The sequence below is a fragment of the Mycobacterium sp. genome, from assembly GCF_025965855.1.
Lineage (GTDB): Bacteria > Actinomycetota > Actinomycetes > Mycobacteriales > Mycobacteriaceae > Mycobacterium.
This window is the reverse complement of sequence record NZ_JAOPWB010000112.1, coordinates 28,820-42,908: the sequence shown is the minus strand read 5'-3', so window position 1 is coordinate 42,908 and position 14,089 is coordinate 28,820. Positions and strand designations below refer to the sequence as shown.

Below are 14,089 nucleotides of genomic sequence, written 5' to 3'. Positions count from 1 at the left end.
GGACCCAGTAGTGACTGATAACCAAACGACGACGCAGCGTGTCCGTCGCCGGGCGTCGCGCGCGGCGGGCCCGGCCAGGAACGAGTCGAGTGGTGCCGCGACGGTTCAGGTTGACGTTCCCGCCGCGGAGAAGCAGCCGGCGACGGCGAAGCCGGCCGCCAAGCGCGTGCAGGAGCTGAAACCGGTCAAGCCGCCGCCGCGGCGGCGGCCGCACCGGACCCTGGTGCTGTGGACCTCGTTCGCCGCCGCGCTGGTGGCGGTCGGCGCGCTGGCCGGCTGCCTGGTCGCGCTGGTCGTCCAGCAGCGGCACGCCGAGGCGACACAGGCGCGTGGCCAGCGCTTCGTCGACACCGCCACGCAGACGGTGGTCAACATGTTCAGCTACAAGCAGGACAACATCGACGAGAGCGTGAACCGGTTCTACAACGGCACCAGCGGCCCGCTGCGCGGAATGCTCGGTGCCAACAACAACATCGACAACCTCAAGGGCCTGTTCCGCTCCACCAACGCGACCTCGGAAGCCGTCGTCAACGGCGCTGCGTTGGAGGGCATCGATTCGGTCACCGACAACGCGTCGGTGCTGGTGTCGGTGCGGGTCACGGTCGCCGACATCGACGGAACGAACAAGCCGTCCATGCCGTATCGGCTGCGCGTGATCGTGCACGAGGACGAGCAGGGCCGGATGACCGGCTACGACCTGAAGTATCCCGACGGGGGTAACTGATGCGGTGGCTGATCGCCGTCGCGGGTTCCCTCCTGGTGGCGGGGTTCGTCGGCCTGTCCGCGGCGGGCGGCTGGTTCTACTGGGAGCGGGTGCAGACGCGCGGCGAGGCGGCGGCACGTGCGGTGTTGCCGGGGCTGGCCGCCAAGGAGATACCGGAGGTCTTCGCCTACGACTACCAGACCGTCGAACGCAGCCTGTCGGCCGCCTACCCGTTGCTGACGCCCAACTATCGCCAGGAGTTCCAGAAGAGCGCCAACACGCAGATCATCCCGGAGGCGAAGAAGCGCGAGGTGGTCGTGCAGGCCAATGTCGTTGGGGTAGGGGTCATGTCGGCCAAGCGCGATTCGGCGTCGGTGATCGTGTACTTGAACCGGACCGTGACCGACAAGTCACGCCAGCCGCTCTACGACGGCAGCCGGTTGCGGGTTGACTTCACGAAAATCGGGAAGCAATGGCTGATCGCCTACATCACTCCGATCTAGCACCGGGGCCCGATTCATACTGGCTCAGAAGCATATCGCAATGTCATTGCATCGCAACGGGTAACGCTGGACCGGGCTGGGCGGAGGCCCGGTGAGCGCCAGCGAGAACGGTTGCTTCTTCATGTCGGATTGCAGCCCGCAGACCGGACCGTGGAGGATGGTGTGGGTGCCGCTCATCGTTTCGTCGCTGAACGCGTAGGTTTCGGTGGTCGGCGCGGTGCCGCCGCCCGGACATGTCACGCCGTCCGCCTTGTCGACCTTGAAGGTCCAAAGCATGCTGGACATCCGAGCCCTGCCGCTGAAGTTCTGCAACTTGTCCGCCGGGCTGATCTTTTCGGGTGTCGAACTCACGATGTTCAGGGCACAGTTCATCGCAAACACGATCGGGTCGGAATAGTCGTTCATGTTTCGGGTTCCGGATGGCTGATCGCACAGCGCTGAGATGGTCCAGCTAACCTCCGATGCACCCGCCTCGTTCAAGGTGTAAGTGCCATCCGCCGGTGGTCCGACCGCGCGCGCCGGATCGCCCGATTCCAACGTGATTCCGAGTGCGACGGCCGAGAGGATGCCGGCGCCGGCGGCCAGGCGGCGACGAAGTTTCACGGTGTCCTCCCTTCGGGCCTACCCTTCACGCTGCATCGAGTATCACAGCGTTTCGGTCGCAGCACCATGGCTACTTAAGGTCTCGCGGATGCGACTCGGCGAGCGCGTCGAGGAACGAGCGTGCCCAGCGGTCGACGTCGTGGACGAGCACCTGCCGGCGCAGCGCACGCATGCGGCGCCGTCCTTCCTCGGGGGACTGGTTGAGCGCCGCTTCGATCACGTCCTTGACGCCATCGGTGTCGTGCGGGTTGACCAGGTACGCCTGCCGGAGTTCGGCTGCGGCGCCGGTGAATTCGGATAGGACGAGCGCGCCACCGAGGTCGCTGCGGCAGGCGACGTATTCCTTGGCCACCAGGTTCATCCCGTCGCGCAGCGGGGTCACCAACATCACGTCACTGGCGACGAAGAACGCGATGAGCTCGTTGCGGGGAACGGGCCGATGGATGTAGTGCACCACCGGATGACCGACCTCGCCGTATTCGCCGTTGATGTGGCCGACCTCGCGTTCGATGTCGTTGCGCAGGATCTGGTAGCTCTCCACGCGTTCGCGACTGGGCGTCGCGAGCTGAACCAGCACGGTGTCGTCTCGTTTCGCGCGGCCCTCGGCCAGCAGCTCGGAAAAGGCCTTTAGGCGAACGTCGATGCCCTTGGTGTAGTCGAGCCGGTCGACGCCGAGCAGGATCTTGCGGGGGTTGCCCAGCTCGGCGCGGATCTCCCGCGCGCGGCGCCTGACGTCGCGGTCGCGGGCCGCATGGTCGAGCGCGGTGGAGTCGATGGAGATGGGAAAGGCGCCCACCCTCACGTTGCGCGATCCGAGCTCCACCTCCCCGAATCGCGACCGCACCCCGACCGATCCCCGCGAGGTGTTGACGCCGATCAACTGCCGGGCCAGGAACAGGAAATTCTGGGCACCGCCGGGCAGATGGAAGCCCACCAGGTCGGCACCGAGCAGGCCCTCGACGATCTCGGTGCGCCAGGGCAGCTGCATGAACAGCTCCACCGGCGGGAACGGGATGTGCAGGAAGAAACCGATGGTCAAGTCGGGCCGCAGTTCGCGCAGCATCTTGGGAACCAACTGCAGCTGGTAGTCCTGCACCCACACGGTTGCGCCGCGGGCCACGGCGCGCGACGTGGCCTCGGCGAAGCGGCGGTTGACGTCGACGTAGCGGTCCCACCACTCGCGGTGATAGATCGGTTTGACGATGACGTCGTGGTACAGCGGCCACAGCGTGGCGTTGGAGAATCCCTCGTAGTACTCGGCGACGTCGTCGGAGGTCAGCCGCACGGGGTGCAGCTGCAGGTCATCCTGGAAGATGGGCTGGTAATCCAGCTCGTCGTCGTCGTCGGCGACCCCCGGCCATCCGACCCACGCACCGCGCCGGCGACGCAGCAGTGGCTCTAGTGCCGTGACCAGGCCGCCGGGGCTGCGTTTCCAGGTCGTGGTGCCGTCGGGAAGTCGCTCGAGGTCGACCGGCAGCCGATTGGCGACCACCACGAAATCGGAATTGCCCAAGGGTTCGGAGTTTGACATCTTCTTCGAAGACTGGCCTCCGCCGGGAGCCATTTATGTGTCGTGTTTTGCCGGTCCGATACCGAGCATGGACAAGAAGACGCGGCACTCGTCGGCGTCGTTCGCATACGCGGCGACGACCCGCCTGGCCTGGCTTGCGGTGCTGTCGGCCAGGGGCTCCACATCGCCGAGTTCGCCAGGATCCGATTTTGTAGGCATAACACAACTGTAGGCGACGCCGATGTCCGCTCGCAGGCGTCTCGCACCGGCGACCGGCACATACGCGCCGAGAGTGAATTACGCGACGGATTCGCGGCGCGTCGCGTCGCGTGATTCACGCTCGGCGCGTGTCCTGGTCAGACGGCATTTCGTCGCGATGTCAACGGCGCGTCGGGTAGCCCACCGATCAGCGTGTTCGGAGGTGGCCGTAGTGTGCAAAGAGTCGGCCCGGGATTTACGGATCGGCGTCAACTTGTAACGAGCCCGATGACAAGGTAGGTGGGCGGAAATGACACTCTCCGACCAAGCCGGCACGCCGGCAACCGATGCCGACGCCGGCGCCCATGAGTTGGTCGCCTATGAAACCCTCGACGAGGGCCGCGTCGCCCGGATCTGGCTCAACCGGCCCGAGGCCCACAACGCGCAGAACCGCGGTCTGCTCGTACAGCTCGACGAGGCGTTCTTGCGCGCCGAGGCCGACGACACCGTTCGCGTGGTGATCCTGGCGGCGCGCGGCAAGAACTTCTCCGCCGGTCACGACCTCGGCTCGGAGCTGGCGCTGGCCGAGCGGCAGCCCGGACCCGCGCAGCTCCCGAGCTTCCGGATAAACGGCGCCACCCGCGATCCGATCATCGAGAAGACCTACCTGCAGGAGTGGCACTACTTCTTTCAAAACACCTGCCGCTGGCGCGATTTGCGCAAGATCACCATCGCCCAGGTGCAGGGCAACGCGATCTCGGCGGGCCTGATGCTGATCTGGGCGTGCGACTTGATCGTCGCCGCCGACAACGCGAAGTTCAGCGACGTGGTCGGCGTGCGGTTGGGGATGCCGGGCGTCGAATACTACGCCCACCCTTGGGAATTCGGGCCGCGCAAGGCCAAAGAGCTGCTGTTGACCGGTGATGCGCTGGACGTCGACGAGGCCTACCGGCTTGGCATGGTGTCCAAGGTTTTTCCCGTCGACGAGCTGGCGGACAAGACCCTGGAGTTCGCGCGGCGCATCGCCGAGCGGCCCACGATGGCGGCGCTGCTCATCAAGGACTCGGTCAACGCCGCCTCCGACGCGATGGGATTCACCGAGGCGCTGCGGCACGCCTTCCACATTCACGAGCTGGGCCATGCGCACTGGGCGGCCCACAACGAAAACAGGTACCCCGTCGGCCTGCCGCCCGACGTCGAGGACTGGCGTAACTCCAAGCCGACCAAGCTCGCCCGCCGCGATACGCCGTAGGGCCCCGTCACCTCCGCCCCGCGCGTCGCCTCGGCCAGAGACGCGTGTGGCAGATGTGACCGCTGGCCTATGCTAGAACCCGTTTCAGTTTCGGCGTGAGGGGCGCGGCGTGCAGCTTTCTTTCGTAAACCGGACGTACCTGGTGACCGGTGGTGGCAGCGGAATCGGCAAGGGAGTCGCCGCCGGGCTGGTCGCGGCCGGCGCCTCGGTCATGATCGTCGGCCGCAACCCCGACCGGCTGGCGGCCGCGGTCCAAGAAATCGAAGTGCTCAAGGCGAACGGCTCGATCCGCTACGAGCCCGCCGACATCACCAACGAGGAGGAGGCCGCCCGCGCTGTGGACGCCGCGACGGCATGGCGCGGCCGCCTCCACGGTGTGGTGCATTCCGCGGGCGGGTCGGAGACAATCGGGCCGATCACCCAGATCGACTCGGAGGCCTGGCGGCGCACCGTCGACCTCAACGTCAACGGCACCATGTACGTGCTCAAGCACGCCGCACGCGAACTGGTGCGCGGTGGCGGCGGTTCGTTCGTGGGGATCTCGTCGATCGCGGCCAGCAACACCCACCGCTGGTTCGGCGCGTACGGGGTCACCAAGTCGGCCGTCGACCACATGATGCAGCTGGCCGCCGACGAGCTCGGCCCGTCATGGGTGCGGGTCAACAGCGTCCGCCCGGGCCTGATTCGCACGGATCTGGTTGTGCCCATTACGGAATCGCCGGAGCTGAGCGCGGACTACCGCTCCTGCACGCCGCTGCCCAGGGTGGGCGAGGTCGAGGACGTCGCCAACCTGGTCATGTTCTTGCTCAGCGACGCGGCCAGCTGGATCACCGGGCAGTGCATCAATGTCGACGGCGGCCACATCTTGCGACGCGGCCCCGACTTCTCCGCGATGCTCGAACCAGCCTTTGGCGCCGAGGGACTACGCGGAGTGGTCTGAGCTCCCCGCGTCGCGAGCGGCCAGCGTGGCGAGCGCCGACCAGTCCAGGTCCCCGCCGCCGGTTGCAACCAGGGTGAGGAAGCGGTCTCGCAGCAGGCTGGCCACCGGCAGAGGCACCTCCAGCTGCTCGCCGGCGGCGAGCACCAGCCGGACGTCCTTGAGGCCGAGACGAGCCGCGAACCCGGCCGGCTCGAATTCCCGGCGCGCGATCAGCCCACCGTAGGTCTGATAGGCCGGCGCGGCGAACAGCGTCGAGGTGAGGATCTCGACGTACTGCTGGCGGTCGACGCCCGCCTTGGCGACCAGCGCGACGGCTTCGCCGATGCTCTCAATGGCCGACGCGAGCAGGAAGTTGCCGCTCAGCTTCACCAGGTTGGCGGTGTGCGGCCGCTCGGACACCACAAACGTCCGCTGCCCGATCGCGTCGAACAGCGAGGACAACGGCTCCAACACTTCCGGGGCGCCCGCCGCGATGACGAACAGCTTTGCGGCGGAGGCCGCTTCGGGCCTGCCGAACACCGGCGCGGCGGCGTACCGTTGACCGGCCTCGGCGTGTGCTGCCGCCAGTCGCTCCGAGAGCGCGACGCTGATGGTGCTCGACGACACGTGCGTGGCGCCCGGTGCCAGCGAAGCGACGACGCCGTCTGGGCCGAACGTGACGGCCTCGACGGCCTGGTCGTCGGACAGCATGGTGAACACCACTTCGGCGCGGCTTGCTTCGGCGACGCTGCTCGCCGCAGTCGCGCCCCGCTGGACGAGGGCTTCCGCCTTGCCGGGGGAGCGGTTGTACACGATGAGGCGGTGGCCCGCGTTCATGAGGTTCGCCGCCATGCCCCGGCCCATGTTGCCCAGCCCGATGAATCCGATGTCCATGCATCTAGCCTGCCTTGTGAGGGCCGCTCCTTACCATAGTGGGGCGGGCCAAACTGACGGGAGAAGCAGTGAAGCGACTCAAGGGCAAGAGGATCCTGGTGACCGGCGCCGCGTCCGGGATCGGTCAGGCCACCGCGCTGCGATTGCTCGACGAGGGCGCTTCCGTGGTGGCCTCCGACGTCGCGGAGGATGGCCTGGCCGCCACCCGGGCCGGCGCGGACGAGGGCGGAATCGCCGACCGCCTCACCACCGTGCCGATGGACGTCGGCAGCGAGGATTCGGTGATCGACGGCGTGGCCCGGGCCGTCGGGACACTCGGCGGCCTCGATTCGCTGGTCAACGCGGCCGGCATTCTGCGCGCCGCGCACACGCACGAGACCAGCCTCGAATTGTGGAACCGGATCGTGGGGGTCAACCTGACCGGAACGTTTCTGGTGGTCCGCGAAGCGCTTCCGGCGCTACTGGGGAATTCGCGCAGCGCGATCGTGAACTTCAGCTCCACGTCGGCCTCGTTCGCCCATCCCTATATGGCCGCCTACGCCGCGAGCAAGGGCGGAATCCAGGCCTTCACCCACTCTTTGGCACTCGAATACGCCAAGGACGGTCTGCGTGCCGCATGCGTGGCGCCGGGGAGCGTCAAGTCCGGAATCACCGATGCGACAGGGGGATACATTCCCAAAGACGCTGACTGGTCGTTGTTCCCCCGGCTCATGCCGATCCTGCCCACGACCGTCGAATCCAGCGGCGCCGGGATGGCCGAGCCCAGTGCCATCGCCGGCGTCATCGCCATGCTGGTGTCCGACGACGGCGCCTGGATCACCGGCACCGAAATCCGCATCGACGGCGGAACGCACGCCTAATTGACTTCGCGCGCCTAGTTGACGCACGGCACGCCGCCGCCGTCGATCGGTTTTCCTTGATCGGGCGTCGGATAGGTCGTGGTGGTGCCGTTGTAGTAATACGTGTTGGATTTGCTGGTCGTCGTGGTGGTCGTGGTGTCGTCCATCCCACTCTCGTCCGGGGACGGCATCGAGAAGTTGGTGTCGACGGTCACCCGGATGTGTCCGGGCTGGATGGTGGTGTTGGGTTGTTTGGCCGCGTCGAGGCCGAGCAGGGTGGCCACGTTGTGTGCGTCGGTTTCCGCGCCGGCGCCGTACTCGATGGTGGTGGCGCTCGGTTCACCCGAATTGCGGTCGCGCACTTGGCCCGCGGTGTAGCCGTGCTTTTTCAGCGCGCGGGACACCTCGGTGGCGAGCCCGCTAATGCTGCCGGCATTGATCACGTCGACGACGGTGGAAGGACTGGGTTTGGCCGCGGTGGTGGCGGGCGTGGTCGTCGGCGGCGGTGCCCCGATGGCCTCGGCCACCTCGGCCTTGATCGCCGCGGGGTCGATGATGTTGACGTCCTGGCCATCGATGTTGTCGTAACGCACCACGGGCAGCGTCCTGAATTCGAGGTTGCCGCCGGAGGCCAGCGAGCCCAGCCGTTGGATCAGGTCCTCGTCCCAACCGGATGACAGCACAACGTCTTTGCGCGCCACCGCCATCAGGCTCTTGAGCTTGTCCAGGTCGGTGAACGTGCCCGAGGCCTGCAGCTCCTGCATGACCGACGAAATGAACGCCTGCTGCCGATGCGTGCGGTCCAGGTCCCCGTTTTCCAGGCCGTGGCGCTGCCGGACGAACGACAGCGCCTGGGACGCATCCAGTCGCTGCCGGCCCGCCGGGAAGTCGGCACCCGAATACGAGTCGTAGACAGGGTGATTCAGGCACACCTCCAAGCCGCCCAGGGTTTGGGCCAGGTCGTAGAAGCCGGCCAAATTGACCTCGGCGAAGTAGTCGATCGGAACGCCGGTCAGGCTGCGCACCGCGCGCAGGGTCGCCGCCCGACCGGCTTCACGGCCCCGCGTCTCGAGTTCTTTCTGGCTGCTGGCGCCCTGGTTGGCGAGCTTGTTCGCGACGTATTGCTTCGTAAGCCCGTATGCCTCTTTGATTTTGATGTGGTTGTATCCGGGGACGCCGTTGAACGCCACCCAGTCGTCGCGGGGGATGGAAAAGGCGGCGACCTTATTGTCGGCCCCGACATGTATGAGTATGAGGGTGTTGGTGTTGTAGCCGCCGTCGTCGGAATCGCCTGCGTGCAAATGCTTCAGGATCGACCAGGGCAAGTCGTTGCCGTCCTGGTCTTTGCGAGAGTCCAGCCCGATGAGCAAGATGTTCATGTTGTCGCCGCTGGATCGCGGGTCTTCCGGCGACAGCGCGTCCGAGACGGTGATGCCGCCCAGCGCGCCGTGGGCCACGTAGTAGCCCGTCCCCGTCATCAGCACGGCCCCCACCGACACCAGCGTCATCAAGCTACGCGTCAGTCCCTTGCGAAGACGCGACGGTTGCGGAGCGGCACGATGGCGACGATGGGCACCGCCAGACCGTTCCATCAAAAACCTCGTCCTATTACCAGCGCACCACCCAGTACCGCAATAGCGGTTTGCGGTGATATCGCTTGCAGCATGCCGTCAAGTATGCGGTAGCTTGCTGTGAACGCTCCAATTCAGCAGGTCGATGTAAGGAGGCTCACCCGCGCGAGCGGCTGGATTTCAACGCCTCGATACGCCCGCTACCAGCGCTTTTGGGCGCAATCGCCGAGCTTTTCCGCCGCGGGGGTCTCGGGACGGTATCAGGATTGATCGCATTTCGTGACCCTCTGGCATCCAACGTCGGAAGTCGATGTTTGGGCGACCGAATGCCATTCAGCAATACGGGTATTCGATGTGCCATCTGCCGTTCACGTAGTCGGCCCGGTATTGACCGCCCAGTTGGGGATTGGCATCGTGGATGACGCCGGAGCCGCCGACGTAAGGCGCGAAGCCGGGGGGATCCCAGGTGATCGACTGGGGGTTGGGCGGCAGCTCCGGCGTGCAATTGATCTGCTTCTTGACGTAGCCGTCTGCGATCTTCTGCTCGGCTGTGGCTTGGTCACCACCATCGGGGGCGGGCTCGATAGGGCAGAAAGCGCTTGTCCCGCACATGCTTTGGCGCGCGTCGACGAGTGTCACGTCGTCGGCGGGTGCGCTCGACATCAGCAGGGCCGTCACGAACAGTCCTGTCGCTGCGGCGCCGGCGTGTCTGGACATGTCGCCTCCTAGCCCGCCTTCACGAGGTCTTCGCCCGAGGTGAAATAGAAGCGGATATTTGAGCCCGTGATGATTTCGGCGAGGTATACGCCGAGCGGTTCGACCTCGTAGTAGTAGTGAACATTGCCCTGCGGGTCCAGCGCCGTCGCGCAGTAAAGGCCCGGCGCACCGCATCTTTGCTTGACCGGTATCGCGAGGACGGCGATCACAAGTGCGACAAGTAGCCCGACCGCAAGCGGGATGTTGTTCACTGCGTGCCTCATCGGCACAGGATGCATCAAAGGAGTGTAAGCGTTTGCTTCGGCGGCCGCGCCCGCCACCGGACCGTCGTGCCGTGCCAGGATGTTCGACATGACTGTGGTTCTGGTGCATGGCAATCCCGAGACCGACGCCATCTGGGGGCCGCTGGTCGAGGCCCTTGGCCGCGAGGATGTGGTGCTGCTGTCGCCACCGGGGTTCGGAGCGCCGCTGCCCGACGATTTTCCGGGCACCTACCTGGCCTACCGCGACTGGCTCGAAGCCGAGTTGGCGCGGATCGACCAACCGATCGACCTCGTCGGGCACGACTGGGGCGGCGGCCACGTGGTCAACGCGGTGATGCACCGACCGGAACTCGTGCGCAGCTGGGTCAGCGACGTCGTCGGGCTATTCGACCCTGACTACGTTTGGCACGACTTCGCGCAGACGTGGCAGACGCCCGGTGACGGCGAAGAGCTGGTTAACACGCTGCTCGGCGGAACGGTCGAGGACCGCGCGGAACGGATGGCCTCCTTGGGCATCCCCGTGGACACCGCGACCTTGATCGCCCCGGAGCAGGGGCCGGAGATGGGCCGGGCCATCCTGTCGTTGTACCGCTCGGCGCGCCAACCCGCCATGGCCGAGGCCGGTCGCGAACTGCAGAACGCCGCGGCCCGGCCGGGGCTTTCGCTGCTGGCCACCGAGGACCCATTCATCGGCGTCGCCGACAACCGGCGCCGGGCCGCCGACCGGGCCGGAGCCCGCACCGAGGTGCTCGACGGGCTGGGCCACTGGTGGATGGTGCAGGATCCGGCGCGGGGCGCGGCGGCTCTGACGCGCTTCTGGGAAACGGTTGGCTAGACCACTTTTCTGGCCGCTTTTCGGCCAGGGGCGCTCGCCGTTCGGCTCCGCATCGTTTTGATACGCGCGTCCGGCGGGTACGCAGCTCTGAGCCGAATGGAGGACCGATCATGATCGACACGGAGCCAGGAACTCCGGGAGAGACGCCGGAGCGGCTGACGCCGGCAGAATCACCCGAACGGCTAACGCCGGCAGAACCGCCGGAGCGGCTCACGCCGACGGATCCGCCGGAGCGTCAGACGCCGCCATCACAGACCTGACCACAGATGGAGATGAGGCATGCGCGCTGAAGAAGGCGACGAAACGGTCAACGATTACGCCGTCGAGGGGGAGCAGACTCTCGGCCGGATCAAGGACCCCCAACGCGCCGGGAGCGCCCTTGGCAGGTTTCTCCTGCGGATAACCAAGTTCGTCGGAGCCAACAAGGCCGCCGCCGGCGGGAGACGTGCCCGCTGACTCAGCAACCCTTCGGCGACGGAAACGCCGGGAGATTTCGAGAGCGCCTTACTATCTCCTGGTGACTACCGCGCCGGAAACATTCTCGACCCGCGGAACCGGCGGTGTTCGCATCGTCGCCGACCGCCTGGGCGACGCTCAGGCGCGTGCCGTGGTGTTCCTGCACGGCGGCGGGCAGACGCGTCGTTCCTGGGCCAAGGCGGCCGCCGCCGTGGCCAACCGTGGCTGGCAGGCCGTCACGATCGACTTGCGCGGTCACGGTGAATCCGATTGGTCGAGCGAGGGCGACTACCGCGTGGTCAGCTTCGCCGCCGATGTCCAGGAGGTATTGCGCACGTTGCCGCCGCAGCCGGTTTTGGTGGGCGCGTCGCTGGGCGGGTTCACCTCGATGCTGCTGGAAGGGGAGCTCGCGCCGGGCACCGCCGGCGCGGTCGTCCTGGTCGACATCGTGCCCGATATGGAGCAATCAGGAGCGACCCGCATACACAGCTTCATGGCCGACCGGGTGGAATCGGGATTCGCGTCACTCGAAGAGGTCGCGGACGCGATCGCCGAATACAACCCGCATCGGCCCCGACCCACCGATCTCGACGGCCTGACCACCAGCCTGCGCCGCCGCGGCGATCGCTGGTATTGGCATTGGGATCCGCAGTTCATCAGCGGCACCGCGCCGTTTCCCCCGTTCGAGGTCACCGACGCCGATCGCATGCACACGGCCGTCGATGCGATATTGCGCAACGGCGTGCCGATGCTTTTGATTCGGGGTCAAGTGAGTGACCTGGTCAGCCAGGAGCGCGCCGACGAGTTCCTCGCGCGCTTCCCACAGGTCGAGTTCACCGACGTGCGCGGCGCGGGACACATGGTCGCCGGCGACCGCAACGACATCTTCGCCGAGGCCGTCCTGAATTTCCTCGCCCGCCACGTCGGCGGATGACCCGCTGGGGCCTAATCGGTTCCGAATTCCCTACTGTCCGAGCAGTCTTCGCTTCTGAGCCTCGTACTCGTCGGCGGTGAGGACGCCGCGATCGCGCAGATTCATGAGTTCCGTGAGCCGGTCCACCGGATTCCTGGCCTGCTCGGCCAACCATTGCTCGCGCATCGCCAAAGTCGCTTGTTGCGCGGCGTTTTGGGCCTCGGCCGACCGATTCAGGACGACCTTGCGGTGATCCGAAGGGTCGTAGAGCACCGGCACGACGGTGTTCAGCCAGGGCCGCTCCCGCTGCCATAGCCAGGCCTCGATTGTCGCGTCGAACTCCGGTCCCCCGTCGGGCTGCACCCTTACCGCCATCGTCCAAAGATCCGGAGTCGCTTGGGTGGGTGGGCTCTGATAAAACGGATCGTCGTTCGTGTAGAAACCGGACATCGCCCGGCGCGTGGACAGCACGGTCGCCATCGCCGCCGTTCCGTGCTGGCGTAGCTTCCGCTCGAGCCGCCGGCCACCAATACCGAACACGCATCCTCCGCTCCGAACGGGATAAGCCTACGGCAGACGACTCGGCGCGAACTCAGTTGCTGCTGTTAACATGCTGCCCTACACGAGAAGAGAGGCGGCGTGACCATGCGTTGGTTGCGGGGGCTGGGGCTGGTAGGTGCGGTGGTCATTGCCGCGACGGCGTTGGCGAACCCGGTACGGGCGCATCCGGGCGTGGAGCCGGGCATCAAGGTCGAGGATGAAAATAGCTCGTGCACAGCCGGTTTCGCTGCCCAAGGTGACGACGGCAGCTATTTCCTGATGACCAGTGGGCACTGCGACGCTCGCGACGGCTCGGCATGGACCTACGGGGATAACGTCCCGCTGGGCAGGATAACAGCCAGCGAGCACGAAGGCGACACGAGGGACGCCGCGATCATCCTTCTTGACCCGAACGTCGGCCCGCCCATGGGCCACGTCGGCGGCACGTATTTGGTCCGGGATGTGTGGAGCGCTACGCAGATTCAGGTCGGCATGCCGTTCTGCAAGATCGGTGCGGTCACGGGTGAGACGTGTGGTGCCGTCAAGGACGTAGCGGGCGACGTCGTCGAAGCCAGCGTGTACAGCCTCAACGGCGACAGCGGCAGTCCCGGCTTCGTGAAGAACCCCGACGGCACCGTCAGCGCCGTCGGCCTCCTGATGTCTTCGCCCGACGGGGACGATTACACGACGTACTTCGCGCTCGTGAATCCACTGCTCGGCAGGTGGGGCCTGCACGTGCTGCCCTGAGGCCGCCGCGCGAGAACCGACGTTTGCAAATGGTAAGAACGGGTATCCGCCGGGCGGCGTTTGGCAGCGTCCATCCATAGGAGCCAGTAAACGAAAAGGTAGCGAACCAGCGACACGAGGGAGAGCATTAGTGAGGCGTGGGATCGTGGTTGGTGTAGCGGGCGTGGCCGTGGCGGTCGCGGCGTGTGCCGGCTGTTCGAGCAACAAGTCCAGTACCGGAGCATCATCGAGCTCGGCGCCGGCGGCGGCTGGCCCCCAAGTCATCGTCGACGGCCAGAACCAGAACGTCACCGGCCAGGTCACATGCAACTCGGCTAACGGCGTCACCACCATCGGCATCGGCGACGCGACGGCCGGAGTCGGTGCGGTGGTAAGCAACGACAATCCGCCAATTGTCCATTCGGTCGGACTGGGCAGCGTCAACGGCGTCGCGCTCGGATTTTCCGACGCCGCCCCCAACCAGGCCAGCAACGCGGGGGCAGCGGTCAACGGCAAGTCCTATGCGATCAAGGGCACCGCGACGGGCACCGATATGAGCAATCCGCAGCAGCCGCAGCAGGTAACCAAGTCATTTGAGCTGGACGTGACCTGCCCGTAGCGCAGGCGATCACACCCAAGAGGGGACG

The 14,089-nt window shown here is 66.3% G+C and carries 18 protein-coding genes; 10 read left to right on the top strand and 8 right to left on the bottom strand.

Annotated features, from left to right (window positions below; translation table 11 throughout):
* Nucleotides 1–10: 10 nt before the first annotated feature.
* Together JWP83_RS08370 and JWP83_RS08365 are read left to right on the top strand one after the other, a co-directional pair.
* Nucleotides 11–724 carry a mammalian cell entry protein gene (locus JWP83_RS08370; protein WP_297728480.1) on the top strand — a complete coding sequence of 238 codons (714 nt, stop codon included), beginning with the start codon at nucleotides 11–13 and terminating at the stop codon, nucleotides 722–724.
* On the top strand, nucleotides 724–1,206 hold the full coding sequence (locus JWP83_RS08365; protein WP_297728478.1) for a mammalian cell entry protein: 483 nt from the start codon (nucleotides 724–726) through the stop codon (nucleotides 1,204–1,206). The genes JWP83_RS08370 and JWP83_RS08365 overlap by 1 nt, the downstream gene beginning before the upstream one ends.
* A gap of 24 nt (nucleotides 1,207–1,230) precedes the next feature.
* Here JWP83_RS08365 and JWP83_RS08360 read toward each other — a convergent pair whose 3' ends face one another.
* The 3 genes from JWP83_RS08360 to JWP83_RS08350 all read right to left on the bottom strand — a co-directional run bounded on the left by JWP83_RS08360 (nucleotide 1,231) and on the right by JWP83_RS08350 (nucleotide 3,538).
* Nucleotides 1,231–1,809 (bottom strand): hypothetical protein, encoded by a 579-nt coding sequence (locus JWP83_RS08360; RefSeq protein WP_297728476.1) that lies wholly within the window; start codon nucleotides 1,807–1,809, stop codon nucleotides 1,231–1,233.
* 70 nt (nucleotides 1,810–1,879) lie between these two features.
* Complete coding sequence (locus tag JWP83_RS08355) at nucleotides 1,880–3,373, bottom strand: trehalose-6-phosphate synthase (RefSeq protein WP_297728473.1); 1,494 nt, start codon at nucleotides 3,371–3,373, stop codon at nucleotides 1,880–1,882.
* Nucleotides 3,374–3,538 carry a hypothetical protein gene (locus JWP83_RS08350; protein WP_142281923.1) on the bottom strand — a complete coding sequence of 55 codons (165 nt, stop codon included), beginning with the start codon at nucleotides 3,536–3,538 and terminating at the stop codon, nucleotides 3,374–3,376.
* 289 nt (nucleotides 3,539–3,827) lie between these two features.
* On the opposite strand from JWP83_RS08350, the gene JWP83_RS08345 reads away from it, so the two are divergent.
* Nucleotides 3,828–4,769: an enoyl-CoA hydratase gene (locus tag JWP83_RS08345; RefSeq protein ID WP_297728464.1), complete on the top strand. Its 942-nt coding sequence runs from the start codon at nucleotides 3,828–3,830 to the stop codon at nucleotides 4,767–4,769.
* Nucleotides 4,770–4,878: 109 nt separating this feature from the next.
* Nucleotides 4,879–5,709: an SDR family oxidoreductase gene (locus JWP83_RS08340; RefSeq protein WP_297728461.1), complete on the top strand. Its 831-nt coding sequence runs from the start codon at nucleotides 4,879–4,881 to the stop codon at nucleotides 5,707–5,709.
* Here the strand turns inward: JWP83_RS08340 and JWP83_RS08335 are convergent.
* A complete protein-coding gene (locus tag JWP83_RS08335) occupies nucleotides 5,692–6,582 on the bottom strand; it encodes an NAD(P)-dependent oxidoreductase (protein WP_297728457.1) in 891 nt (296 codons plus the stop codon). The genes JWP83_RS08340 and JWP83_RS08335 overlap by 18 nt on opposite strands.
* A 68-nt stretch (nucleotides 6,583–6,650) precedes the next feature.
* Between JWP83_RS08335 and JWP83_RS08330 the strand changes: the two genes are divergently transcribed.
* On the top strand, nucleotides 6,651–7,442 hold the full coding sequence (locus tag JWP83_RS08330) for an SDR family NAD(P)-dependent oxidoreductase (protein ID WP_297728454.1): 792 nt from the start codon (nucleotides 6,651–6,653) through the stop codon (nucleotides 7,440–7,442).
* Between the two features lie 14 nt (nucleotides 7,443–7,456).
* Here JWP83_RS08330 and JWP83_RS08325 read toward each other — a convergent pair whose 3' ends face one another.
* From JWP83_RS08325 to JWP83_RS08315, 3 genes are all read right to left on the bottom strand, one after another.
* A complete protein-coding gene (locus JWP83_RS08325; protein WP_297728451.1) occupies nucleotides 7,457–9,013 on the bottom strand; it encodes an LCP family protein in 1,557 nt (518 codons plus the stop codon).
* 312 nt (nucleotides 9,014–9,325) lie between these two features.
* Nucleotides 9,326–9,709 carry an integrase gene (locus JWP83_RS08320; protein WP_297728448.1) on the bottom strand — a complete coding sequence of 128 codons (384 nt, stop codon included), beginning with the start codon at nucleotides 9,707–9,709 and terminating at the stop codon, nucleotides 9,326–9,328.
* 8 nt (nucleotides 9,710–9,717) lie between these two features.
* Nucleotides 9,718–9,960: a hypothetical protein gene (locus JWP83_RS08315; protein WP_297728569.1), complete on the bottom strand. Its 243-nt coding sequence runs from the start codon at nucleotides 9,958–9,960 to the stop codon at nucleotides 9,718–9,720.
* A 100-nt stretch (nucleotides 9,961–10,060) separates the two neighbouring features.
* On the opposite strand from JWP83_RS08315, the gene JWP83_RS08310 reads away from it, so the two are divergent.
* From JWP83_RS08310 to JWP83_RS08300, 3 genes are all read left to right on the top strand, one after another.
* The gene (locus JWP83_RS08310; RefSeq protein WP_297728445.1) at nucleotides 10,061–10,807 is read left to right on the top strand and encodes an alpha/beta hydrolase; all 747 of its coding nucleotides are present in this window, start codon (nucleotides 10,061–10,063) and stop codon (nucleotides 10,805–10,807) included.
* A 279-nt stretch (nucleotides 10,808–11,086) separates the two neighbouring features.
* Nucleotides 11,087–11,263 carry a hypothetical protein gene (locus JWP83_RS08305; protein WP_297728441.1) on the top strand — a complete coding sequence of 59 codons (177 nt, stop codon included), beginning with the start codon at nucleotides 11,087–11,089 and terminating at the stop codon, nucleotides 11,261–11,263.
* 61 nt (nucleotides 11,264–11,324) lie between these two features.
* Nucleotides 11,325–12,197: an alpha/beta hydrolase gene (locus tag JWP83_RS08300; protein WP_297728410.1), complete on the top strand. Its 873-nt coding sequence runs from the start codon at nucleotides 11,325–11,327 to the stop codon at nucleotides 12,195–12,197.
* 30 nt (nucleotides 12,198–12,227) lie between these two features.
* Here the strand turns inward: JWP83_RS08300 and JWP83_RS08295 are convergent, their stop codons facing one another.
* Nucleotides 12,228–12,716, bottom strand: coding sequence for an SHOCT domain-containing protein (locus JWP83_RS08295; protein ID WP_297728407.1), 489 nt, complete (start codon nucleotides 12,714–12,716; stop codon nucleotides 12,228–12,230).
* Nucleotides 12,717–12,815: 99 nt separating this feature from the next.
* On the opposite strand from JWP83_RS08295, the gene JWP83_RS08290 reads away from it, so the two are divergent.
* A complete protein-coding gene (locus JWP83_RS08290) occupies nucleotides 12,816–13,463 on the top strand; it encodes a S1 family peptidase (protein ID WP_297728403.1) in 648 nt (215 codons plus the stop codon).
* Nucleotides 13,464–13,593: 130 nt separating this feature from the next.
* Nucleotides 13,594–14,061: a lipoprotein LpqH gene (locus tag JWP83_RS08285; RefSeq protein WP_297728402.1), complete on the top strand. Its 468-nt coding sequence runs from the start codon at nucleotides 13,594–13,596 to the stop codon at nucleotides 14,059–14,061.
* Nucleotides 14,062–14,089 lie beyond the last annotated feature (28 nt).

Coding starts and splice junctions, on each gene's coding strand:
- JWP83_RS08335 (WP_297728457.1), bottom strand. CDS start 6,582: ATGGACATCGGATTCATCGGGCTGGGCAACATGGGCCGGGGCATGGCG.
- JWP83_RS08345 (WP_297728464.1), top strand. CDS start 3,828: ATGACACTCTCCGACCAAGCCGGCACGCCGGCAACCGATGCCGACGCC.
- JWP83_RS08325 (WP_297728451.1), bottom strand. CDS start 9,013: ATGGAACGGTCTGGCGGTGCCCATCGTCGCCATCGTGCCGCTCCGCAA.
- JWP83_RS08305 (WP_297728441.1), top strand. CDS start 11,087: ATGCGCGCTGAAGAAGGCGACGAAACGGTCAACGATTACGCCGTCGAG.
- JWP83_RS08320 (WP_297728448.1), bottom strand. CDS start 9,709: ATGTCCAGACACGCCGGCGCCGCAGCGACAGGACTGTTCGTGACGGCC.
- JWP83_RS08355 (WP_297728473.1), bottom strand. CDS start 3,373: ATGGCTCCCGGCGGAGGCCAGTCTTCGAAGAAGATGTCAAACTCCGAA.
- JWP83_RS08350 (WP_142281923.1), bottom strand. CDS start 3,538: ATGCCTACAAAATCGGATCCTGGCGAACTCGGCGATGTGGAGCCCCTG.
- JWP83_RS08310 (WP_297728445.1), top strand. CDS start 10,061: ATGACTGTGGTTCTGGTGCATGGCAATCCCGAGACCGACGCCATCTGG.
- JWP83_RS08365 (WP_297728478.1), top strand. CDS start 724: ATGCGGTGGCTGATCGCCGTCGCGGGTTCCCTCCTGGTGGCGGGGTTC.